The organism is Mycobacterium kyorinense (genome assembly GCF_002101735.1).
GTDB classification, from domain to species: Bacteria; Actinomycetota; Actinomycetes; order Mycobacteriales; family Mycobacteriaceae; genus Mycobacterium; species Mycobacterium kyorinense.
The window spans coordinates 32,233-55,541 of sequence record NZ_LQPE01000057.1; the positions used below are offsets into that span (position 1 = coordinate 32,233).

The 23,309-nt window shown below is 65.1% G+C and carries 20 protein-coding genes; 8 read left to right on the forward strand and 12 right to left on the reverse strand.

Annotated features, from left to right (window positions below; translation table 11 throughout):
• The 8 genes from AWC14_RS08475 to AWC14_RS08510 all read right to left on the reverse strand — a co-directional run bounded on the left by AWC14_RS08475 (position 1) and on the right by AWC14_RS08510 (position 7,482).
• Positions 1-951, reverse strand: coding sequence for an enoyl-CoA hydratase/isomerase family protein (locus AWC14_RS08475; protein WP_045377049.1), 951 nt, complete (start codon positions 949-951; stop codon positions 1-3).
• Positions 944-2,074, reverse strand: a complete 1,131-nt coding sequence (locus AWC14_RS08480) for a M24 family metallopeptidase (protein ID WP_045377046.1) — start codon at positions 2,072-2,074, stop codon at positions 944-946. The genes AWC14_RS08475 and AWC14_RS08480 overlap by 8 nt, the downstream gene beginning before the upstream one ends.
• A complete protein-coding gene (locus AWC14_RS08485; RefSeq protein ID WP_142281624.1) occupies positions 2,064-3,233 on the reverse strand; it encodes a M24 family metallopeptidase in 1,170 nt (389 codons plus the stop codon). The genes AWC14_RS08480 and AWC14_RS08485 overlap by 11 nt, the downstream gene beginning before the upstream one ends.
• A gap of 75 nt (positions 3,234-3,308) precedes the next feature.
• Complete coding sequence (locus AWC14_RS08490; RefSeq protein ID WP_235215868.1) at positions 3,309-4,370, reverse strand: amidohydrolase family protein; 1,062 nt, start codon at positions 4,368-4,370, stop codon at positions 3,309-3,311.
• Positions 4,371-4,517: 147 nt separating this feature from the next.
• Positions 4,518-5,759: a cytochrome P450 gene (locus tag AWC14_RS08495; RefSeq protein WP_045377037.1), complete on the reverse strand. Its 1,242-nt coding sequence runs from the start codon at positions 5,757-5,759 to the stop codon at positions 4,518-4,520.
• A gap of 3 nt (positions 5,760-5,762) precedes the next feature.
• Positions 5,763-5,957 carry a ferredoxin gene (locus AWC14_RS08500; RefSeq protein ID WP_057003176.1) on the reverse strand — a complete coding sequence of 65 codons (195 nt, stop codon included), beginning with the start codon at positions 5,955-5,957 and terminating at the stop codon, positions 5,763-5,765.
• Positions 5,954-6,649: a TetR/AcrR family transcriptional regulator gene (locus AWC14_RS08505; RefSeq protein WP_045377034.1), complete on the reverse strand. Its 696-nt coding sequence runs from the start codon at positions 6,647-6,649 to the stop codon at positions 5,954-5,956. Before AWC14_RS08505 ends, AWC14_RS08500 begins: the two co-directional genes overlap by 4 nt.
• Before the next feature lie 17 nt (positions 6,650-6,666).
• The gene (locus tag AWC14_RS08510; RefSeq protein WP_045377032.1) at positions 6,667-7,482 is read right to left on the reverse strand and encodes an SDR family oxidoreductase; all 816 of its coding nucleotides are present in this window, start codon (positions 7,480-7,482) and stop codon (positions 6,667-6,669) included.
• Positions 7,483-7,748: 266 nt separating this feature from the next.
• Between AWC14_RS08510 and pstS (AWC14_RS08515) the strand changes: the two genes are divergently transcribed.
• From pstS (AWC14_RS08515) to pstA, 3 genes are read left to right on the forward strand one after another with little or no spacing between them, the layout of a single operon-like run.
• Positions 7,749-8,873, forward strand: a complete 1,125-nt coding sequence (gene pstS / locus AWC14_RS08515; protein WP_045377029.1) for a phosphate ABC transporter substrate-binding protein PstS — start codon at positions 7,749-7,751, stop codon at positions 8,871-8,873.
• A 10-nt stretch (positions 8,874-8,883) separates the two neighbouring features.
• Positions 8,884-9,867 carry a phosphate ABC transporter permease subunit PstC gene (gene pstC / locus AWC14_RS08520; protein WP_081968083.1) on the forward strand — a complete coding sequence of 328 codons (984 nt, stop codon included), beginning with the start codon at positions 8,884-8,886 and terminating at the stop codon, positions 9,865-9,867.
• 7 nt (positions 9,868-9,874) lie between these two features.
• On the forward strand, positions 9,875-10,783 hold the full coding sequence (gene pstA, locus AWC14_RS08525) for a phosphate ABC transporter permease PstA (protein ID WP_045377023.1): 909 nt from the start codon (positions 9,875-9,877) through the stop codon (positions 10,781-10,783).
• 109 nt (positions 10,784-10,892) lie between these two features.
• Here the strand turns inward: pstA and oxc are convergent, their stop codons facing one another.
• Positions 10,893-12,620 (reverse strand): oxalyl-CoA decarboxylase, encoded by a 1,728-nt coding sequence (gene oxc / locus AWC14_RS08530; protein WP_045377133.1) that lies wholly within the window; start codon positions 12,618-12,620, stop codon positions 10,893-10,895.
• 130 nt (positions 12,621-12,750) lie between these two features.
• Between oxc and AWC14_RS08535 the strand changes: the two genes are divergently transcribed.
• Positions 12,751-14,310 carry a FadD7 family fatty acid--CoA ligase gene (locus AWC14_RS08535; protein WP_045377020.1) on the forward strand — a complete coding sequence of 520 codons (1,560 nt, stop codon included), beginning with the start codon at positions 12,751-12,753 and terminating at the stop codon, positions 14,308-14,310.
• A 31-nt stretch (positions 14,311-14,341) separates the two neighbouring features.
• Here the strand turns inward: AWC14_RS08535 and AWC14_RS08540 are convergent, their stop codons facing one another.
• Positions 14,342-16,309 (reverse strand): serine/threonine-protein kinase PknD, encoded by a 1,968-nt coding sequence (locus AWC14_RS08540; protein WP_045377017.1) that lies wholly within the window; start codon positions 16,307-16,309, stop codon positions 14,342-14,344.
• Between the two features lie 21 nt (positions 16,310-16,330).
• Positions 16,331-17,365: a phosphate ABC transporter substrate-binding protein PstS gene (gene pstS / locus AWC14_RS08545; protein WP_428838956.1), complete on the reverse strand. Its 1,035-nt coding sequence runs from the start codon at positions 17,363-17,365 to the stop codon at positions 16,331-16,333.
• A gap of 464 nt (positions 17,366-17,829) precedes the next feature.
• Between pstS (AWC14_RS08545) and pstS (AWC14_RS08550) the strand changes: the two genes are divergently transcribed.
• Positions 17,830-18,939 (forward strand): phosphate ABC transporter substrate-binding protein PstS, encoded by a 1,110-nt coding sequence (pstS, locus tag AWC14_RS08550; RefSeq protein ID WP_045377011.1) that lies wholly within the window; start codon positions 17,830-17,832, stop codon positions 18,937-18,939.
• 17 nt (positions 18,940-18,956) lie between these two features.
• On the opposite strand, the gene pstS (AWC14_RS08555) is transcribed toward pstS (AWC14_RS08550), so the two are convergent.
• Positions 18,957-20,060, reverse strand: coding sequence for a phosphate ABC transporter substrate-binding protein PstS (pstS, locus tag AWC14_RS08555; RefSeq protein ID WP_045377008.1), 1,104 nt, complete (start codon positions 20,058-20,060; stop codon positions 18,957-18,959).
• 188 nt (positions 20,061-20,248) lie between these two features.
• Here pstS (AWC14_RS08555) and pstB point away from each other — a divergent pair, with 188 nt between their 5' ends.
• The 3 genes from pstB to pstC (AWC14_RS08570) are packed head-to-tail and all read left to right on the forward strand — an operon-like array spanning position 20,249 to position 23,308.
• Positions 20,249-21,100 carry a phosphate ABC transporter ATP-binding protein PstB gene (gene pstB / locus AWC14_RS08560; RefSeq protein WP_045377005.1) on the forward strand — a complete coding sequence of 284 codons (852 nt, stop codon included), beginning with the start codon at positions 20,249-20,251 and terminating at the stop codon, positions 21,098-21,100.
• Between the two features lie 14 nt (positions 21,101-21,114).
• On the forward strand, positions 21,115-22,233 hold the full coding sequence (gene pstS, locus AWC14_RS08565) for a phosphate ABC transporter substrate-binding protein PstS (protein ID WP_045377003.1): 1,119 nt from the start codon (positions 21,115-21,117) through the stop codon (positions 22,231-22,233).
• Between the two features lie 58 nt (positions 22,234-22,291).
• The gene (gene pstC / locus AWC14_RS08570) at positions 22,292-23,308 is read left to right on the forward strand and encodes a phosphate ABC transporter permease subunit PstC (protein ID WP_057003177.1); all 1,017 of its coding nucleotides are present in this window, start codon (positions 22,292-22,294) and stop codon (positions 23,306-23,308) included.
• Position 23,309: the final 1 nt, after the last annotated feature.

The window sequence follows — 23,309 nt, forward strand, 5'->3', positions numbered from 1 at the left end:
CTACTCCTTCTTCTTGCGGCTGGACTTGCTCAACCGGAACTCGGGCGGGAACTTGCTGTCGTTGTCCTTGACCGCGTCGGTGAGCCCGGCGTCGATCGCGTCGTCGAGCATCAGGTCGTCGCCGTCGGAGGTCACGCCGCTGCCCATCGACTCGAAGAAGGCGCTGAGCAGGCTGCCCATGTATTCGCCCTGGTGCTGCTTGTACACCTCGAAGAACATCTTCTGCATGAAGACGGTGTCGGTGGGCCGATTACGGGCGCAGGCCAGCGCGTACTTGTCGACCTCGGCCTCGAGCTGATCCCGCGGCACGACCTTGTTCAAGAAGTTGCACTGGAACATCTCGTCGGCGGTGAAAGGCCTTCCGGTGAAGACCATTTCGGAAAATTTGCGCAACCCCATCGTCTGGACCCAGGTCCACATCCGCGGGCCCCAGCCGTAGTACCGGAACGACGGGTGGCCGAACAGCGCGTCGTCGGACGAGATCACCAGGTCGGCGTCGGCGGCCTGGTAGAAGTGCCAGCCGTAGCAGTAGCCCTTCGCCTCGACGATGCTGATCTTCTTCAACTCCTGCAGTGGGCGGTTGCCGGCCTGCGAATTGGCATACCAGGCGCTGATCGTCGCGCCGTGCCGGAACGATCCCTTCGGCGGGTATTGCACGCCGTCATCCTCGAGCCGCAGCTCGGCGAGCCGGAAGGCGGGCGAGTCCTGGCCCTCCATGAACTCGGGAAGGTCGGCGCCGCTGCCGAAATCGTCGCCGACACCGCGGATCACGACCACCTTGACGTCGTTGTCGACGGTGGCGCCGCGCAGCAGGTCGGCGTAGCGCAGCCGCGCCGCGGCCGTCGGCGCATTGAGGAATTCCGGGCGGTTGAACGTGATCGTCGCGATCTTGGTCTTGGGGTCTTTCGCGTAGAGGATGATCTCCTCCGGCGAGGGGCGGCTGTCAGGCATGGACCACGCCCTGCCAGGACGGGCTGGTGGTGAGCACCTCGGGGCCGTCCGCGGTGACGAGCACCGCCTCGCGGCCGAACACCGCGCCGACCCCGCGTTCCCAGACGTAGCCGGTCACCGCAAGCACCATGCCCGGCTCCAGCTGGTCCTCTGCGGCGGTCGCGGGCAGGTGCGCCGACACCACCGGCGGGTCGAAGCCCATCCCCAACCCGCGTGCCAAGGGCATCGGCGGCAGCGGCTCCCCTGCGGCGTGATACGCCGACAGCAGCTCTGCGGCCGGTGCACCCGGCTGACATGCGTCATACAGCCTGTCCCACAACAACTCCCACCGCCGATACAGGTCGCCAGCGCCGTCTGCTTCGCCGACGGGCCAGGTGCGGCCAACCTCCCCGGTGTAGCCGCCGCCGAGCACGCCCGCGGAGAACGCCACCAGGTCACCGGCGTGTACCGTGCCGTCGTCGCTGCCTCGTCGCCATGGGTGGTCCCGCGACGTCACCCACGCGGCGTCCTGCGTGGACGGGGTGCTCACCCCGCCGGCCGTCATGGCCTCCAACAGAACGCCGGCCAAGGTCTTTTCGGCGATCCCGGGGCGCAGCTCGACCACCGCCGCGGCCAGCGCGTGCTCGGCGACCGCGATGGCCTCGCGCAGGGCGACCACCTCCTCGGCGGTCTTGATGCGCCGGGCGGCACGCATGGCCGGCTCGCCGTCGACCAACTCGGCGTTGGGGAAAGCCACCGGCAGCAACTGGGCGAAGCCCGGGGAAAGCGCATCGGTGCCAACACGTTTCGCGTCGGCGGCACCATTGATGCCCTGTAACACCGAGATCGTGTTCATCGGGTTCCAGGCGATGCCGTAGAGGTTCTCGTGCGGAATGTCGTCGGGCACGCCCTCGTCCCAGGTGGACAGCAGATGGATGGCGCCGGTCTGCCGGACGACGACGCACGTCGGTCCGAACGGACGGGTGCCGGCCACCCACAATTGCGGCGCGCCCGCGACATAACGCACGTTGGCCTGGCGCCCCAGCACCAGCACGTCGAGGTCGTGCGCTTCCATCTGGGCCAGGGCGCGTTCGCGACGTCCGGAGCGCAATGCCCGGTCGTCGGGCAGGACTTCAGTTCCCATAAGGGTCATAGGGGTAGTCGGTCAACCGGATCCAGCCTTCCTCGGTGATGACAATGATCTCTTCGCTGCGGTAGCCGCCGGTGCCGTCCTCCCACACCACCGGTTCGAGCACCAGTACCATTCCCGGCTCGAACACGAAATTCTCGTCGAACTCGTCGCCGAGATCCGTTCCGATCATGGGTGTTTCGGCGGCGTTGACGCCGATCCCGTGCCCCAGGTAGAAGTGCGGCAGCCACGGCCGACTGCCGCCGTTGGCCTTCGTGGCCGCGCGGCCCAACTCGGCCGCAGTGGCGCCGGGCCGGGTCACCTCGAGTACCGCGGTCATGATCTCCTGCCACCGGTGGAACTGGGCCTGTTGGCGCGGTGTGGGATGTTGACCCACCACCCAGGTGCGGCCGAAGTCCGAGCAGTAGCCGGCGTAGGTGATCGACACATCGGTCCACAGCACGTCGCCGGCGCTCAGCTCGCGCTCAGTTGTCAACAGCGGCAACGCCAGATCGCCGTGGGTGGTCCACACGCCGTCGGCCTTGCTCGGGGGCATCACCTGCCAGATCGGTTCGAGCATGCTGGCCATCGCGCCCAGCTCGAAGGCCCGGCGCATGAAGCTTGCCGACAGGTCGATCTGGCGGATGCCGGGCGCGAGCGCGGCCTGCACGTCGACCATCGCTTGGTCGGTGATCCGGCACGCGGTGCGAATGCAGGACAGCTCGTCGGGGGTTTTGACGAGCTTGGCCGCGCCGATCACCTGAGCGGCGTCGACTGGCCGGCCCGCGCGGAACAGTTGCTGCTGCGCGCGCCGCATCGCCCCGGTCAATTCGTCGACCGCCACGACCGCATCCGTGGGAAGCAGTTCGGCGACCACCCTGGCGAAGTTATCGACGCCTTCGTCGAACTCCAGGTAGACAGGGCCGTGCAGATGGTCGGCGGGCAGGCCCGATTCCGACGACGCCCCCTCGCGGAACGGCAGGAACAGATGCGGCCACGGATCGTCGGCCCGCACCACCGCGACCGGGCGTTCGACATAGGACAATCCGGCGTCGCCAAGCGGCCAGCTGACCCCCGTCGCGTAGACGACGTTGTTGTTGCCCAACAGGATCAATGCGTCTACCCCGCGGTCGGTCATGGCCGACCGCAGCCGCGCGCCGGTCTGCGAGCGCATCCGGTCGAGGTCCGGAGTCTCGGGAATGACCAGGGCAGACGGCGGTGCCTGAATGAATGTCGTCACGAAATCGCCTCAGACACCTAAGAATTCGCTGATATTGCCGCTCACGATCTTTACGGCATCCTGCGGCCCGACGGCCTCTACGACCGCGGCCAGCGACTTTTCCGAATAGCCGTAGGTGCTTTCGTTGTGCGGATAGTCGCTGGACCACATCACCTTGTCGACGCCGATCTTGTCGATGAGCTGCAGGCCCAGCGGGTCCACCATGAACGACGCGCTCATGTGCTTGTTCCAGTAGTAGCGCACGTCGTGCTCGACCGGTCGGTTGAACATGTGCTGATACGACGCGACCAAGTGCTCGGCGTCCTGCAGAGCCCATGGCACCCAGGCGATCCCGCCTTCGAACCAGCCGATGCGCAGCTTGGGGTGGCGGTCGAGGATGCCGGCGAAAATATACTTGGAGAACGCTTCCCGGAACCCGTCGATGTTGATCATCATGCCGACCACCACGCTGTTGAACGCGCACGGCGTTTTCGGCGGGGTTTCGCCGATGTGGTGGGTGACCGGCAGCCCGGACTCCTCGATTTCGTCCCACACCGGGCTCATCGCATCGCTCGCGTAGTCGATGATGTTGCCGTCGTCGTCCTTGCCCGGGTTCAGCGGCAGCAGGAATGTCTTGAGGCCCAAGGATTTCAGCTCGGCGAGCGTCCGCCGGGTTCCCGCTGGATCCCACCAGTTGATCAGCCCGGCGCCGTAGAAGTGGCCGCCCGAGCGCTCCTGCAGCTCGGCGATGTACTCGTTGTAGATGCGGAACGCGAGCTCGCGAAGCTCCTTGTCCGGGTAGTGGAACAGCGCCAGGATCGCGTTGGGGAACGCCAGCTCCTTCTCGACGCCGTCGTCGTGCAACTCCTGGATGCGGGCCTCGATGTTGGTGCTGCCGGCGCCCGGCAGGTCGTCGTATTGCATCAGCACCGCGCTGAAATCGCCCGGCAGGAACGACTGCCCCTTGCGGCCGACCTGATAGGCGCCGTCCTCGTACCAGATCCGCGGCGCCTTGTCCTTGAGGTTCTCCGGGAAGCGCTCGTAGAAGATGTCCTCGGCCAGCGAAATGTGGTTGTCGGCAGAGAAAACCACCGTGCCTTCCGGCAGGCCGACGTTGCCGAGGTCGGCGTGTCCGCGCCGATCCTTCGGGGCGCCGTAACCTCCGGGCGGATAGAGCGAGACAGTGCTCGTCATGATTGATCCTCCAATCGGATCGGCTGGTTTTTGAGGGTAGTCATCTCACCAGGCCACCGGAAGCTCGTAGACGCCGTAGGCGAGCCGGTCGTGTTTGAACGGAATCTGCTCGATCGGCACGGCGAGCCGCAACGTCGGGATGCGGCGCAGCAGGGTGGAAAAGACGATCTGCAGCTCGGCGCGGGCCAGCTGCTGGCCTACACATTGATGCCTGCCGTAGCCGAACGCGACGTGCTGGCCTGCGTCCGCGCGGGTCAGGTCGAGCTCGCCCGGCTCGGGGTACACCTTGGCATCCCAGTTCGCCGGCGCCAGGTCGATGATGATGCCCTCGCCGGCACGGATTGTCTCGCCGGCGATTTCGATGTCCTCGATTGCGACGCGGCGCTGGCCGTTCTGGATGATCGACAGGTAGCGCAGCAGCTCTTCAACTGCGTTGGCAATGACTTTCGGGTCGTCGGTGTCGCGAAGGATCGCCAACTGACCGGGGTTTTCCAGCAGCGCCAACACCCCGAGCCCAATCATGTTGGCGGTGGTCTCGTGCCCGGCGATCAGCAGACCGGTGCCCAGCTGGGCGGCCTCGCGGACGCTGAGCTCGCCGGCCTTGACGCGCTCGGCAAGATCCGACACGGCGTCTTCGGCCGGGTTGTCCATCTTGGTCTGGACCAGGTTGGCCAGGTACTTGGCCAGCCCCGCAGCGCCCTTGGCGGTGTCTTCGCCCGTGGCATAACGGGCCAGCCCGATGTTGGCGTGCCGCTGGAAGAACTCGGCGTCCTCATACGGCACGCCCAGCAGTTGGCTGATCACCAGCGACGGCACCGGCAGGGCCAGCGCGGTGACGATGTCGGCGGGTTGCGGCCCGGCCAGGATCGCGTCGATGTGCTCGTCGGTGATCTGCTGGATCACCGGCCGCAGGCCCTCAACCCGCTTGAACGTGAACGGTTTCGACAGCATTCGCCGGAATCGGGTGTGCTCTTCGGCGTCCGAGGTGAACACCGACCGGGGGCGTTTGTGCACGGTCGAGAGCATGCCCTGGTTCCAGTGCGGAAAGCCGGGCCGCCGGTCGTCGACGCTGACCCGTGAGTCGGCGAACAGCGCCCGCACTTCCTCGTAGCCGGTGATCAGCCACGGTGTGCTGCCGTCCCAAATCCGCACCCTCGACAGCGGTTTGGCTTCCGCGAGCGCCATCACGTTCGGTGGCGGCGCGAACGGGCAGCCGCCGTCGCGGGCCATCGGGTATTCCGGGAGGCCCGAGGCGGTTTCGGTTGTGCCGGTGAGGGTGTCGGACACGTCTCACTCCTCGACGTAGATGGCGGATGCGGGACAGCCCGCGGCAGCGTTGCGGGCGCCCTCGGCCTGCTCGGGCGGTGGGTTCTCGTTGAGCAGCACGACGACGCCGTCCTCGTCGCGCTGGTCGAAGATCTCGGGGGCGCGCATCACGCAATTGCCCGACGATGCGCACTTGTCTTGGTCGACAATGACTTTCATGGCTTTCCCTGGCTGCCTCTTTCACTGACCCCTGCCAGCCACAACCCCACGATCGCGTCGATGAGGCCGGATCCGGCGGCTTGCCAGGACGAGCGGGATGCCGATGTACCGCGGGCCATTGCCCGTTCCCGGTCCGCGCAGGTGTGCATCAACAGATTGCGAGCCATCACATTTCGCTCCACCCGGACCTCGTGGGGCAGCTCGGGAAGGCAACGGTTGATGCCGTCGATCACCTGAACCAGCGACGGCGACGTGAGCGCGTCTTTGACGATGATGTCGTGGTAGGCCGGGTCGGTCATCACCTGGGCCGCGAAGCGCGCATACCAGGTGGGATTGCCCAGCTCGGCAAGGTGGTCGGTGAGCGGCCGCACCAAGCAAGCTACCCAGTCCCGCATCTCGGTGGAGTCGCCGATTTCGGCGACCATCTGCTCCCGCAGCCGCTCGATGGGCACCCGGTGCTTGTGCTCGATCGCCCGCACGAGATCGGTTTTGGTGCCGAAGTGATAGCCGACGGCGGCGTTGTTGCCCTGCCCGGCAGCCTCGCTGACCTGCCGGTTGGACACCGCGAACACGCCGTGCTCGGCGAAGAGCCGCTCGGCCGCAGTCAGGATCGCCTCCTGCGTGGTGCTGGCTCGGTCGCTGCGCGCGGTCCTCGCGGTGGTCACGCAGGTAGTCAACTCCCCTGCGTGCATTAAGTCAAGCGATTGATTTAATCCTTCGGAGTACTGCGCCGGCGGATCGGTTTGCCGATCGAGGTGCCGCCGTCGACCGGCAGGACGGCTCCGGTGACGTAGCGGGCGCGATCGGCGGCGAAGTACAGCGCGGCCTCCGCGACGTCGTCGGGTGTGCCCTCCCGCTGAAGCGGACGGTCGGCGCGCATCTGCTCGCGGGTGATCCGTTCGAAACGTTCGAGTTGCTCCCCCGACATGCCGCTCGCCGAGGAGGCCAGCAGGGGCGTGGGGATGCTGCCCGGGGCGATGCAATTGACCCGAATATCGTAGTGCGCCAATTCGATTGCGGCGGATTTGGTGAACTGGATGACCGCGGCCTTGGAGGCCCGATATGTCATCACCCCGCCGCCGGCCTGGATCCCGCCGATCGACGACACGTTGATGATCGAACCGCCGCCGGCAGAGGCCATCTGGCGGGCGGCGTCGCGCGTGCCCGCCATGACACCGAGCACGTTGACCGCCATGACGCGGTGGAAGTCGGCGAGGTCGTCCTCGAGGAAACTGCGGTGCATCCGGCTGGAAATGCCGGCGTTGTTCACCATGACATCGAGGCCGCCGAACAACTCGACCGCGAAGAAAACCAGGGCGCTGACCTCGTCCGGCTCGCCAGTGTCGGCGCGCCGGAACGCGGCCTGCCCACTATGTGCGTCGGCGAGCGCGTTGCCGCGGTCGGCGTCGATATCGCCGACGACCACCCGGGCGCCCTCCGCCAGGAACCTCTCGACGATGCCGGCGCCGATACCCGATGCTCCGCCGGTGACAATCGCGACCTTGCCGGCTAACTCGTTGACCACACCGAAGAGTAAATCGGCGGCCTCTCGGTTAAGTCAAGTGACTGATTTAGTGCCGGCGCCGGCCCGCCCCCGCCGTTCGCTGAAAAACCATCTGGAGTTCTCGACTGGGACGTCGTGGTGCTGATACGTTCGCCTCGGTGGGGCCCTTGATCAACTATGCGTCTATGCGGTGCCGGCCCGGGGGCGGCTGCGGACCCACCGACGCCGGGGTTCGCCGGCCCCGCAGGCGCGGGTGAAAGTTGTCGTCATCGTTCGAAGGAGCTGATTTGAAACTCAACGGAGTTGGCACCGCACTGGGTGTCATGGCCACCGGTGCGCTGGTGTTGTCGGGATGCGGCAGCGACAACAGCGCCAATCAGGGCGCGCCGACCTCCGGTTCGTCGTCCGCCGCGTCGTCGGCGAACGTGACTTGCGGCGGGACCAAGACGCTCAAGGCCAGCGGTTCCACCGCCCAGGCCAACGCGATGGCCCGCTTTGTCAACGCGTTCGAAACTGCGTGTCCCGGCCAAACCCTGAACTACACCGCCAACGGTTCGGGCGCCGGGGTGACCGAGTTCACCGGCAAGCAAACCGATTTCGGCGGCTCTGACGTGCCGCTGAGCACCGACGAAGCCAGCAAAGCGCAGGAGCGTTGCGGCTCTCCGGCGTGGAACCTGCCGACGGTGTTCGGGCCGATCGCGGTCACCTACAACGTCAAGGGCATCGACAAGCTGGTTCTCGACGGGCCGACGGCCGCCAAGATCTTCAACGGCACCATCAAGACGTGGGACGACCCGGCGCTCAAAGGGCTCAACGGCGGCGCCAACCTGCCCGCCGAACCGATTCACGTCGTATTCCGCAGCGACGAGTCCGGGACCACCGCAAATTTCCAGGAGTACCTCGGCGCTGCTTCCGACGGCGCCTGGGGTAAGGGCGGTGGAAAGACCTTCAACGGCGGTGTCGGTGAGGGCGCCAAGGGCAACGACGGCACGTCGGCGGCGGTGAAGAGCACCGATGGGTCGATCACCTACAACGAGTGGTCGTTCGCTCAGGCGCAGAAGCTGAACATGGCGCAGATCGTCACCTCCGCCGGGCCTGAACCGGTGTCGATCAGCGCCGACTCGGTCGGCAAGACGATCTCCGGCGCAACGATCAAGGGCCAGGGTCACGACCTGGTGCTCGACACGAACTCGTTCTACAAGCCGACGCAGGCTGGCTCCTACCCGATCGTGCTGGCCACCTACGAGATCGTCTGCTCGAAGTACCCCGACCCCCAGGTCGGTACGGCGGTGAAGGCGTTCCTGCAAGCCGCCATCGGCCCGGGCCAGAATGGCCTGGCGGACAACGGGTACATCCCGATCCCCGACAAGTTCAAGTCGAAGTTGTCGGACTCGGTCAACGCCATCTCCTGATCCAGGCTTGATGGCTCGACGATCACCGCCGCGTCCCGGCACGCCGGAGTTGACGGTGACCAGTGTGGAGGCTGCGCGGCGCGGCGACCGGCTGTTCAAGTCGGTCGCCGTCGCCGCCGGTCTGACGATCGTGACCGCCATCGTGCTGATCGCGATATTCCTACTGATCCACGCTGTGCCGTCGCTGCGCGCGAACCACGCGAATTTCTTTACCAGCGCCCAATTCGACACCACCGACGCGGAGAATCTGGCGTTCGGCATCCGTGACCTGTTCATGGTCACCGTGCTCAGTTCGTTGTTCGCTCTGGTGCTGGCGGTGCCGGTGGCGGTCGGGATTGCGGTATTCCTCACCCAGTACGCACCGGCACAGCTGTCGCGCCCGTTCGGCGCGATGGTCGACCTGCTGGCCGCGGTGCCCTCGATCATCTTCGGGCTGTGGGGGATTTTCGTGCTGGCGCCGCAGCTCCAGCCGTTCGAGCTGCTGCTCAACCGGGACCTCGGTTGGCTGTTCCTGTTCAAGAAGGGCAACGTGTCGCTGGTCGGCGGCGGCACCGTCTTCACCGCGGGCGTGGTACTCGCCGTGATGATCCTGCCGATCGTCTCGTCGGTGTCGCGAGAGGTGTTCCGGCAGACCCCGCATCCGCAAATCGAGGCGGCGCAGGCGCTCGGCGCCACGAAGTGGGAAGTGATCCGCATGACCGTCTTCCCGTTCGGTCGCAGCGGCGTGATCGCCGCGTCGATGCTGGGCTTGGGCCGCGCGCTGGGCGAAACCGTGGCGGTGCTGATCATCCTGCGCGCGGCCGCCCAGCCGGGAAATTGGTCGCTGTTCGACGGCGGCTACACGTTTGCCTCCAAGATTGCCTCGGCCGCAACCGAATTCAGCGAACCGCTGCCCACCGGGGCCTACATCGCTGCCGGATTCGTGCTGTTCGTCCTGACCTTCTTGGTCAACGCCGCCGCGCGCGCGATCGCCGGCGGAAAGGTCAACGGGTGATCGCCTTATGAGCGCCGACACGCTCAGCCGGCCCGTCAAGCAGGTGGCGTTTCGCCACATCAGCATCGGGCGGCAGATCAAAAACCACGTCGCGACAACGCTTTTCCTCACATCGTTCGTCGTTGCGCTGGTCCCGCTGGTCTGGGTGCTGTGGGTCGTGATCGCCCGAGGCTGGTACGCGGTCACAAGGTCCGGCTGGTGGACCCACTCGCTGCGCGGCGTGATGCCGGAACAATTCGCCGGCGGCGTCTATCACGCGCTGTACGGGACGCTCGCCCAGGCCGCGGTGGCCGCCGTCCTCGCCGTGCCGCTGGGGCTGATGGTCGCGGTGTACCTGGCCGAATACGGACCCGATCGGCTGACCCGGTTGACCACGTTCATGGTCGACGTCCTTGCCGGCGTGCCCTCGATTGTGGCGGCGCTGTTCATCTTCGCGCTGTGGATCGCCACCCTGGGATTCCAGCAGTGCGGCTTCGCCGTGTCGCTGGCCCTGGTCCTGCTGATGTTGCCGATCGTGGTGCGCTCCACCGAGGAGATGCTCAAGCTGGTACCCGACGAATTGCGAGAAGCCAGCTACGCGTTGGGCATTGCGAAATGGAAGACGATCGTGCGGATCGTTTTCCCCGTCGCGCTGCCGGGCATCATCTCCGGGATCCTGCTGTCGATCGCACGTATCATCGGCGAAACCGCGCCCGTGCTGGTGCTGGTCGGCTACAGCCGCTCGATCAACTACGACATGTTCAACGGCAACATGGCGTCGCTGCCGTTGTTGATCTACACCGAGCTCGACAATCCCGAACACGCCGGCTTCCTGCGGGTTTGGGGTGCCGCGCTGACCTTGATCATCGTGGTGGTCGTCGTCAACCTGGTCCCCGCGGCGGCCACCCGCCTGCTGGGATCCCGCCGGCGTGGGTAACCCGGCTGAAGCCGCCCGTCGTACTCGGCCAGCCTCACCACCAAATCGCCTCTGATCCTTGGTCTTCCCGGCTTGCTTCAGGGCGTTCGGATGTGGCACCCAGGCCGACTCAGGCGGAAGGCGTGGCCGCGCTTTTGGGGTTGAGGTGCGTCAAGTGCCCGCTCTCCACTCCGGAGGCGGGGTCGAGCTCACAGTCGACGATCGCAGGTTCATTCGATGCCAGCGCTTCCGTAAGTGCCGTTTGCAGCTCGCTCGGAGTAGTGGCGTGGAATCCCTTTCCGCCGAATGCTTCTGCAATTAGCTCGTGGCGTGCATGTGCGTTCAGGACGGTCGGCGCTGGGTCTGCTCCGGAAGCGACCTCGTCGCCGCGATAGACACCGCCGTTGTTAAGAATGACCACAGTGATGGGCAGTCGGTGGCGGCATATGGTCTCGACTTCCATGCCACTGAAGCCAAATGCGCTGTCGCCCTCGATCGCGACGACCGATTGTCCGGTTTCGATCGCCGCCGCGATGGCATAACCCATGCCGATACCCATCGCACCCCAGGTTCCGCTGTCGAGCCGATGGCGCGGCAGTTGCATGTCGATCACGTTGCGGGCGATGTCCAGCGCGTTGGCGCCCTCGTTGACCAGGTACGTGTCCGGATGTCGGTCCAGCACTGCGCGTATCGCGCGCAGCGCGTTGTAGAAGCGCATCGGGTGCGGGTCGTCAGCAAGGCGCCGGTGCATCGCGGTGTCGTTGTGGGCCTTGCGTTCGGCGAGCTCGCTGGTCCATTGTCTCGGCACAGTGATCGGGTGCTGCGGGAGCCGATCGAGTAGCGCCGACATCACCGAGCCGATGTCGCCGGCCAGCGGTGCTGCAATCGGTCGGTTGCTGTCGAATTCCGATGCCGCGATATCGACCTGGACGAACTGCGCGTCGGCCGACCATTGCGGTGATTCCCCGTGGCCCAACAACCAGTTGAGCCGGGCGCCGACCAGCATGATCACATCGCCGCGGGCCAACGCCAACGAACGCGTTGCGGCGACCGATTGCGGGTGCGAATCCGGCAGCAGTCCCTTGGCCATCGACATCGGCAGAAACGGGATGCCGGTGGTTTCGACGAACTGCCGGATCAGGGCGTCGGCCTGTGCGTAGGCCGCACCCTTGCCGAGCACAACCAGTGGTCGCTGCGCCTGCGCCAGCAGGTTCAATGCGCGGTCGACTGCGGCCACCCCGGGCGATTGCCGCGGAGCAGGATCGACGACCCGCCAGATCGTGTCTGCCGCGGCGTCGGCACCGATGGCTTGTCCGAGCACAGCGGCCGGGATGTCCAGGTAGACACCGCCGGGTCGGCCCGAGACCGCGGTGCGGATGGCGCGCGCGACGCCGAGGCCGATGTCTTCGACACGCCCGATGCGGTACGCCCCCTTCGCGAACGGTCGAGCCGCGGCCAGCTGGTCGAGCTCCTCATAACCGCCGCGCTGCAGATCTGCCATCGCCCGCGGCCCCGATCCCGAGATCTGGATCATCGGAAAGCAGTTCGTGGTGGCGTTCGCCAGCGCGGTCAGACCGTTGAGGAAGCCGACGCCGGACGCGGTCAGGCAGACACCGGGCAGCTGGGTCAGGAAGCCGGCCGCAGCCGCTGCGTGGCCAGCGGAGGCCTCGTGCCGGAAGCCGATGTAACGGATACCAGATGTCTGCGCGACACGGGCAAGGTCGGTGATCGGGATGCCGACCAGCCCGTAAATGGTGGTTATCCCGTTGAGCTTGAGGGCATCCGCAACGAGGTGGAAGCCATCGGTCAGCCGACCGGATTGCGGCGTTTCGTCTGGAGGTGTCGATCCTGCGGACATGCGCGACTCCTGGTATCCGTGGGCGGATCCGCCTGTGGTCACCACTTTGGTCTACTAGGGCGCCGACGTCCAAACCGAGCCGCTGTGCAGCCCATAGGATTCTGGTGCGGCCCAGGAAGGAGAACGGCCAATGACGCCTGATCGGATCAGCACTGGTGCGACCGGCCCGACCATGGCAGATCTACTGGAAGCGACGGCAAGCCGACATCCCGAGGCACCCGCACTCGTCGCCGGCGCCGACCGTATCCCGATTAGCTACCGCGACCTCGTTGGACTGGTCGACGAGCTGGCCGGGAGATTGGCGCAGGGCGGCATGCTGCCCGGCGATCGGGCAGCGCTTCGCGCATGCAGCAGCGCTGAGTTCGTCGTGGGGTTGTTGGCGGCTTCCCGTGCCGGGCTGATCGTAGTGCCGCTGGATCCGGCCTTGCCGGTCAGCGAGCAACGCGCGAGGGTCACGGCGGCCGGAGCGCGGGCTGTCCTCGTTGACGACGCCGGCGCGGATGGACCGCAGGTGCCGTGCTGGCCGATCTCGGTTGCGGTCAGCCGACGTAACGGAGCGTCGGTCGAGCTGGACTACACCGCGGAAACGCACCCGAGGACCGCGACGCCCGACGGACTGCGGCCCGACGACGCGATGATCATGTTCACCGGTGGTACGACCGGTTCGCCGAAAATGGTTCCCTGGACCCGCAATAACATCGCCGCCTCGATTAGCAGCGTCATCGCTACGTACCAACTCGGGCCGCGAGATGCGACCGTCGCCGTGATGCCGCTATTCCACGGCCACGGCTTGATTGCCGCGCTCCTGTCAACCCTGGCGTCCGGGGGAAGCGTGCTCCTTCCAACCCATGGGCGGTTTTCCGCGCACACATTCTGGGACGACGCACACGCCGTCGGCGCCACCTGGTTCACAGCGGTACCGACGATTCACCGAATTTTGCTGCAGCGCACGGGGACCGACTATCCGGGCCCCGCGCGGGTGCCGCTGCGCTTCATCCGCAGCTGTAGCGCCGCGCTGGACCCGGAGACAGCCGTCGCACTCCGGACGGAGTTCGCGGCACCGGTGCTGTGTGCCTACGGTATGACCGAGGCCACTCATCAGGTGACGAGCATGGGCTTAGCCGCGGACGACCAACGCACTGTCACGCCGGGCCTGGTCGGTCGTTCGACGGGAGCCGACGTTCGAATCGTCGGCGACGACGGTCAAGCGTGCCCGCCGGATGCCGTCGGGGAGGTCTGGTTACGCGGCCGGAACATCGTGCGCGGTTACCTTGACCCCTCCGCAACCGCCCGAAGTTTCACGGACGGATGGCTGCACACCGGCGACCTGGGGTCGCTGTCGGCGACGGGCGAGCTGAGGCTGCGCGGCCGCATCAAGGAAATGATCAACCGCGGCGGCGAGAAGGTATCGCCGGAGCACGTCGAGGGTGTGTTGGCCAGCCATCCCGATATAGTCGAGGCCGCCGTGTTCGCCGTTCCCGACCCGATGTACGGGGAGGCGGTCGCAGCGGTGATTGTGCCGCAGCAGTCCCGTCCACCAGATTTCACGGAACTGGCCGAGTTTTGCCGAAAGCGGCTGGCCCCCTTCGAAATTCCGGCGCGTTTCCAGGAGACGAGCGCGCTGCCGCATACCCCCAAGGGCTCGCTCGACCGCCGTGCGGTGGCGCAGCGATTCGCCCGCGAAACCTGAGCGGTCGGACACCGTATCGCCGCGCCGCACATCAGCCCGCGGCCAGCTGCACCACCCTGTCGTTCCCGCGGTCGGCGACATATACGTTCCCCTTGGGATCCACAGCCACCGCCAATGGCGTGTTTAGGCCGTCGAACGGCAGCACGGTTGATGTGTTCGCCCCGGCGGCCAACTTCAGCACCTTGCTGGTGTCGTGGTCGGTGACGTAGACGCCGCCTGCGGAGTCGACCCCTATGCCCCAGGGCACTGTGAGACCGCTGAACGGCAAAACCGTCTGGGCGTTCGATCCGGCCTCCAACTTCAACACCCTGTTGTTGTCGGAGTCGGTGACGTAGACGTTGCCGGCGGTGTCCACCGCCACGCCATCGGGGTCGTTTAGTCCGTTGAACGGCAAGTCGGTCGGGTCGCTCGATCCGGCCGGCAACTTGACGACCCTATTGTTACCGCGGTCTGCGACGTAGACTGCGCCAGCGGCGTCCACTGCCACGCCCTCGGGGTAATTGAGACCGCTGAACGGCAAAACCGTCTGGTCGTTCGACCCGGCCGGCAACTTCACCACCCTGTTGTTGAAGTCGGTGACGTAAACGCTGCCGGCGGAATCCACCGCAAGGTCCTGTGGCTGGTAGAGACCGGTGAATGGCAAGACGGCGGGGGTGCTAGACCCGTGCGCCAGCTTCAGGACCCGACCGTACATGCTTTCACTGGTGACGTACACATTCCCGTCCGTGTCTAGCGCCACCCCGCTCGGCGAGAGCCGGAAGTCGAGGCCGTTGAACGGTAGCACGCTTTGCCCAGATGCCGACGTCGATGAAGACGACGGCCGGAAAACCAGGATTGCGACGGCGACAACAACACCAATGGTCACCAAGGCGATAGCTCCGATAATGGCCCACCGCTTGCGGTGGTCCTCGTATTCGGGTGCTTTGCTGAAATCCGGTGCCTTTGCGGAACCGCCGGAGGACGGGATACCTGGGCGCGACCAGCTGCCACCGCCGGTGTCGGCGGACGGTGCCCACGCCGGCTGGGTCCACGTATCGGCGCGGGGATCCGATCTGGCGGAGTGATTCCGGAAACCGGTCACCGCCGCACCGGCGGCGCCGCCCAGCAGAGTGGCATTTTCTCCTTGTTTCAGAATTGTGGTGGCCTGCTGTTGGTCCGATGCGGTCAGCGCGTCGTGGGCGGCCGCAGCCAGCTCACCGGCGCTGCGATAGCGCTCTTCCGGGATTTTCGCCATGCCCTTGGCGATCACCTGGTCTATAGCCGGCGGCACCTCTCCAGGTCGCACCTGGCTGGGCCGTGGGGCGGGCTGCATCAGGTGCGCGGCGATCAACTGCTCGATGCTGTCCACCCGGTAAGGAGGTGCCCCTGTCAAACACTCAGCGAGCACACAAGCTAGCGCATAGATATCGGAGCGATAAGTGACTTCATTGCCTGAAAACCGCTCCGGGGCCATGTAATTGTAGGTTCCGATTGCGGTCCCGGTCTGGGTCAGCCCCGGATCGGTGGCGGCGCGCGCTATACCGAAATCCACCAGATAAGCAAAGTCGTTACCAGTGATCAGGATGTTCTCCGGTTTGACATCGCGGTGCGTCACGCCGGCGGCGTGCGCGGCGTCCAGGGCGGCGGCGATCTGGCGCACAATGGCCACACTCCGTGCCGGGCTCAGCGGACCATTGCGGGCCAAGATGTCGCGCAGCGATTTGCCCTCGATCAGCCGCATGTCCACATAGAACTTGCCGTTGATCTCGCCGTAGTCGTGGATCGGCACCACATGTGGCTCGGTCAGCCGTCCGGCGGTATCGGCCTCGCGTTGCATCCGGGCGCGGAATTCCGGGTTGCCGGAGAACTGCGCGGAGATCAGCTTCAATGCCACTACCCGATGTTTGCGGGTGTCCTCAGCCTCGTAGACCTCACCCATTCCGCCGCGGCCTAACAGCCGCAGCAGCCGATAGGGTCCAAACCACGACCCCACCCGCGAACCTGGCTCAGTGTTGCTCACCGTCGAGCTCCCTCCGTCTAATCAAGAGATAGCATTCACCGCTTTGGCCAGTTTGGATTGGAACGAGCTCGGCAGCGGAATGGATCCGTACTGGTCCAAACCGTCTTGGCCAGGGCCGATTGCTGCCTGCATGAACGCTTTGACCGCGGTGCCGGTCGCCGAATCGGGATATTTCGAGCAGACGATCTCGTAGGTCGCCAGCACAATCGGATACGACCCGGGCTGGGTCGGCTTGTAGAACGAGGATGTGTCCAACACCAGGTCATTGCCCTGTCCCACGATCTTGGCCCCAGCGATCGTCTTGCCGACCGACTCGGTAGTGATCGAGACCGGGTCCGGCCCCGCCGAAGTGATGATCTGGGCCATGTGCAACTGCTTGCCCACCGCAAACGACCACTCGTTGTAGGTGATGGACCCCTCGGTGCTTTGCAGCGCCGCTGAGGTGCCGTTGTTGCCCGCTGCGCCGTCACCGACACCCCCGAGGAACGTCTCGCTAACCCCCTTGCCCCACGCACCGTCGGAGGCGCCATCGAGGTATTTCTGGAAGTTATCCGAAGTCCCGGACTTGTCGCTGCGGTAGATCACGTGAATCGGCGTGTCGGGCAGCGCGGTGCCCTTGTTGAGCGCGGCGATCGCCGGATCATTCCACGAAGTGATGGTGCCGTTGAAAATCTTGGCGGTGGTCGGCCCGTCCAGAATGAGCGGGTTCACGCCACCGACGTTGTAGGTGACCGCAATCGGGCCAAACACCGTCGGTAAATCCCACGCCGGCGACCCACACCGCCCCGCCGCCGCGTCGGGCTGACCCGTCGACGGATCCAACGGGACGTCAGAGCCGGCCAGGTCAGTTTGGTTGCTGATGAATGCCTTTACCCCCGCGCCCGAGCCGTTGGCGTTGTAGTCCAGCGTGTGACCCGGACACGCCCGGATATAGGCATACACGAATTGCTCGATCGCGTTCTCCTGCGCCGTCGACCCGGCGTCGCGGAGTTCCCGTTTGCCGCCGCAGTCCACATGCGCAGAGTCCTTGCTGTGGCCACCGCAGGCCGAGATCATCACTGCGCCGGTGACCAGCAGGCTCAGCGCGCCGCCAGCTCGCTTCAACCTCACGGGACTCCTCTCTGAAGAGTAAAGGTGACTACCACATCACTCTGCCACCGAGCCGAGCCGAGCCGCGGAATCGCGCTCGTTCGCACAGCGGCGTCGTCGCCGCCAACTGCCGTGTGAACCCACGGTGAATATACAAATCTTTGAAGGCGGACGGAGGATTACAGAGGCTGCCCGCAGAGGGGCGTAACGCAGTAGCATCAGGCGTTGATGGTCTGTGAACAGCTCGACTCCGAGAACCGCGATGTCGTGCGCACGACCATAAGTGTTGCCGCGCAGGCAATTCCACCGGTTAGCCGAGAGGCTACTGACCCAGGTGAGCCGCTGCGTCTCCGGTCTATTCGGCGACCGCAGGCTCGTTGGTGTCATTGCCGGGTCCATAGCGGTTGAGTAGTCGAAAGAAGGTAAGGAACGTGAAAATTCATCTGCCTACGGGGCTGGCCGCGGCGTTGGTCCTGGTCGCAGCATGCGGTTCGAACTCCACAAGTGGTTCGTCGAACCCCGGGGCCACCGGCGGCCCGGTCGCCACCGCACCAGCGACGTCGCAGGTGACGTTGTCGGAGACTGGGAGCACGCTGCTCTACCCGCTGTTTAATCTGTGGGGTCCCGCCTATCACGAGAAGTACCCGAACATCACGATCACTGCCCAGGGCACCGGTTCGGGTACTGGAATTTCCCAGGCCGCCACCGGAGCGATCAACATCGGCGCCTCCGACGCGTACCTCTCCGAGGGCGACATGGCCGCCCACAAGGGCCTGATGAACATCGCGTTGGCAATTTCCGCTCAGCAGATCAACTACAACCTGCCCGGTCTCACAGAGCACCTCAAGCTGAATGGCAAAGTGCTGGCGGCGATGTACCAGGGCACAATCAAGACCTGGAACGATCCGCAGATCGCCGCCCTCAACCCCGGCGTGAAGCTGCCGAATACCACGGTGGTCCCGCTGCACCGCTCCGACGGGTCGGGTGACACTTTCATGTTCACCCAATATCTGTCCAAGCAAGACCCCGACGGCTGGGGCAAGTCGCCGGGCTTCGGCACCACCGTCGACTTCCCCGCGGTCCCGGGTGCGCTGGGCGAGGACGGCAACGGCGGTATGGTAACCGGCTGCGCAAACACACCCGGATGTGTCGCCTACATCGGCATCAGCTATCTCGACCAGACCAACCAGAAGGGCCTCGGCGAGGCCCAGTTGGGCAATGCCGCCGGGAAATACCTGCTGCCCGACCCCCACAGCATCCAGGCCGGGGCCGCCGGCTTCGTCTCGAAAACCCCGGAGAACCAAGCGATCTCGCTGATCGATGGCCCGTCTGCCGCCGGGTACCCGATCATCAACTACGAGTACGCCATCGTCAACAGCAATCAAAAGGACGCCGCCACCGCACAGACGATGCAGGCGTTTCTGCACTGGGCGATCACCGACGGAAACGCTCCCTCGTTCCTGGACAAGGTGCACTTTCAGCCACTGCCGCCCCAGGTGGTGAAGTTGTCCGACGCCCAGATCGCCAAGATCGCCGGGTAAGGAACGCCCGAACCCCGCTACGAGATTGCATTCACAGCGCTGGCCAGTCTTGATTGGAACGAAGCCGGCAGCGGGATTGATCCGTACTGATCCAGGCCGTCCTGGCCAGGACCGATTGTGGCCTGCATAAACGCCTTCACGGCGGCGCCGGTCGCGGAATCCGGATACTTCGAGCACACGATCTCGTACGTCGGTTCCACGATCGGGTAAGCGCCGGCCTGCGTCGGCTTGTAGAACGACGACGTATCCAGCACCAAGTCATTACCCTGGCCGACGATCTTGGCCCCGGCGATCGTCTTTTTCACCGAATCGGTGGTGATCGACACCGGATCCGGACCCGCCGGCGTGACGATCTGGGCCATGCTCAACTGTTTGCCCACCGCAAACGACCACTGGTTATAACTGATCGACCCGTCGGTGCTCTGCACAATTGCGGAGGTGCCGTTATCCCCCGCCGCACCGTCGCCGACCCCTCCTTTGAATGTTTCCCCGTCGCCTTTGCCCCACGCCCCGTTGGACGCGGCGTCGAGGTATTCCTGAAAGTTGGCCGAGTTGGCGGATTTGTCGCTGCGGAAGATGACTCGAATGGGCGCCGAGGGCAGGGTGGTTCCTGGATTGAGAGCTACGATCGCCGGGTCATTCCAGCTGGTGATGCCGCCGTTGAAGATCCTTGCCAACGTGGGCGCGTCCAGGTTCAGCACATCCACCCCGTTGATGTTGTAGGTGACCGCGATCGGTTGAAACACCGCCGGCAGGTCCCAGGCCGGTGAACCGCACCGCGCTGCTGCACGCTCGGGCTCACCCTTCGACGGGGTCAATGGAACCCCAGAGCCCGCCAGATCTGTTCTGGCACTGATAAAGTCCTTCACCCCAGCGCCGGAGCCGTTGGCGTTGTAGTCCAGCGTGTAGCCTGGGCACGCGCGAATATAGGCATAGACGAATTGTTCAATCGCGTTTTCTTGTGCAGTCGCGCCGCTGGCCTTGAGTTTCTTCTTACCACCGCACTGCACCTGCGCCGTGTTGGAGTCAGACGAGGATTTTGAGTGGCTACCGCACGCCGGCATCACTAGTGCGCAGGCGGCCAGCAGGCTCAGCGCGGCCCCAGCTCGCTCGAACCTCACGGGACTCCTCTCCGAAGAGTCAAGGGTGACGACACCTCACTCTGCCACCGATTCGATCCGAGCAGCGAAGGAAAATTTCGCACAGCTCGTGTCACCACCGGCAACAGCAGGCGTGAACTCACGGTGAATATACGAGCCATTCCCGACAAAGGAGGACTGAACAGCCGCGCGACGTAACATGTGCGGTGATGAATCGTGAACAGCACGACACGCGCTCCTTTGCAGCCGCTGATCCGGCCTTGGGCGTTATCGATCTCAGCTTGGGTTTCGGCGCGAAAACAGTGCTCGACCGGGTGAGCCTGCAGTTCCCCGCGAATGCGGTTACGGCGCTGCTGGGTCCCACCGGCTCGGGCAAGACGACGTTTTTGCGGTCACTGAACCGGATGAACGACAAGGTATCCGGATACCGCTACAGCGGCGACGTGCTGTTGGGCGGCCGCAGCATCTTCAGCGACCACGACCTGATGGAGTTGCGGCGCCGAGTCGGCATGTTGTTCCAGCGTCCCAATCCATTCCCGATGTCGATCCTGGACAACGTGGTCGCCGGTGTACGTGCCCATAAGATGGCTCCCCGCAAAGAGTTCAACAACATCGCAGAGAAGCTGCTGACCGAGGTCGGCCTGTGGGGTGCGGTCAAGGATCGCCTCGACGATTCCCCGTTCCGGCTTTCCGGGGGCCAGCAACAGTTGCTGTGCCTGGCTCGTGCCCTTGCGGTCGATCCGGAGGTGCTGCTGCTCGACGAGCCCACCTCCTCGCTGGACCCGACAACGACTGAGAAGATAGAGGCCCTGATTCGGTCGCTCACCGACCGGCTCACCGTGATCATGGTGACCCATGACCTCGCCCAGGCCGCGCGGACTGGCGACCGGACGGCACTCTTCTACGACGGCAGGCTGGTCGAGGAGGGACCGACCGAGCAGCTGTTCACGTCGCCGAAGCAGGAAGAAACCGTTCGGTACATCTCGGGTCTGTTCGGCAATCACAAACTCCTCGGCGCCCTTGCCGAGGCTGAACACGTCAGTGGCGAAACAGAGAGGTAGTGACTATGGGGCACATGGAAATTCGTCTGCGTACGCTGTTGGCCCTGACGGCCGCTTCCACGCTGATTCTGGCCATGGCAGGCTGCGGGTCGAACAAGTCGACCGGTCCTTCGAAACCGGGGGCCGGGGGTGCGGTCGCCACAGCTCCGGCGACGTCAGCGGTGACGTTGTCGGAGAGCGGCGCCACCGAGTTGTATCCGCTGATGAACCTGTGGGGTCCGGCCTATCACGGGAAGTATCCGAACGTCACGATCACTACCCAGAGCACTGGGTCGGGCGCCGGGATTTCGCAGGCCGCCGCCGGGACGGTCAATATCGGCGCCTCCGGCGCGTACCTGTCCGAGGGCGACATGCGCAAGGGGTTGATGAACATCGCGTTGGCCATCGACTCTTTGCAGGTCAACTACAACCTGCCTGGTGTCAGCGAGCACCTCAATCTGAACGGCAAAGTGCTGGCCGCCATTTACCAGGGCAAGGTCAAAAGCTGGAACGACCCGCAGATCACGGCGCTCAACCCGGGGGTGAACCTGCCCGACACTCCGGTGGTTACGCTGCACCGCTCCGACGGGTCGGGCGCCACGTTCTTGTTCACCCAATATCTGTCCATGCAGGACCCCGACGGCTGGGGCAGGTCGCCCGGCTTCGGGACCACCGTCGACTTCCCAGCGGTGCCGGGCGCACTCGCGGAGCACGGCAACGGCGGTATGGTAACCGGCTGCGCCGGCACTCCGGGCTGTGTGGCGTATATCGGCATCAGCTACCTCGACGAGACCAATCAAAAGGGATTAGGCGAAGCCCAATTGGGCAATGCCGCAGGGAAGTTCCTGTTGCCCGACGCCCCTAGCATCCGGGCCGGGGCCGCTGGCTTCGTCTCGAAAACCCCGGACAACGAAGCGATCTCGATGGTCAACGGCTCAGCCGCCGACGGGTATCCGATCGTCAACTACGAGTACGCCATCGTCCAGCAGCACCAGACGGATGCCGCCGTCGCGCAGACAATGCAGGCATTCCTGCACTGGGTGATCACCGACGGCAACAACCCCTCGTTCCTGAACAAGGTGCACTTTGAGCCACTGCCGGATTCGGTGGTGAAGTTGTCCGATGCCCAGATCGCCAAGATCACGGCCAAATAACTTCACCGAGCCATTGACGGCCTCCACGACAGCGCACACGCCAAGCACCTTCCGGCGCATGATGGGCCACGTCCGTGACCTGAGCTGCCAGGGTCTCGGCGTTCAGTGGGCCGGCGGTGTGGGCGCGGTAATCCCGCTGCTGGCGCTGGTGTTCGTGCTGGCGACGCTGATCATCGAGGCGCTGCCCGCGATCAGGGTCAATGGACTGCACTTCTTCACCGGCACCGATTGGAACCCTGGCAATATCTACGGCGTCACCGAAGTCAGCCACGGCGTCGCGCATCCGGTCGGCGTGTACTACGGGGCGTTGCCGCTGATCGTCGGCACGCTGGCCACCTCGGCTATCGCGCTGATCATCGCAGTGCCGGTATCCATAGGCGCGGCGTTGGTGATCGCAGAACGGTTACCGAAGCGCCTCGGCTCGGCCGTCGGCATGACACTCGAACTGCTCGCCGGCATTCCGAGCGTCATCGTCGGGCTATGGGGCGCCATGACGTTCGGGCCGTTCATCGCCCGGAACATCGCTCCGGTAATAGCTCGCAACGCTCCCGATGTGCCGGTGCTCGACTATTTCCGCGGCGATCCCGGTCATGGCGAGGGCATGCTGGTCTCCGGCCTGGTGCTGGCAGTGATGGTTATTCCGATCATCGCCAGCACCACCCGGGATCTGATACGGCAGGTGCCGCCGCTGCCCCGCGAGGGCGCAATCGCGCTGGGGATGTCCGATTGGGAGTGCACTCGCCGAGTCACGCTGCCGTGGATATCGCGCGGCATCGTCGGCGCCGTGGTACTGGGGCTTGGCCGTGCGCTCGGCGAGACGATGGCCGTCGCCATGGTGTCCGGTGCGGTGTTGGGCGCAATGCCAGCCAACATCTACGCGACCATGACGACTATCGCCGCCACCGTGGTGTCGCAACTGGATTCGGCGATGACGGACTCCACCGACTTTGCGGTCAAAACTCTCGCCGAGGTGAGTCTGGTGCTGATGGTGATCACCTTGCTGACGAATGTGGTCGCCCGCGTATTGGTGCATCGGACAGCTGGCACTGCGCTGCCGGTCGGGCGAGGAGTCTGAG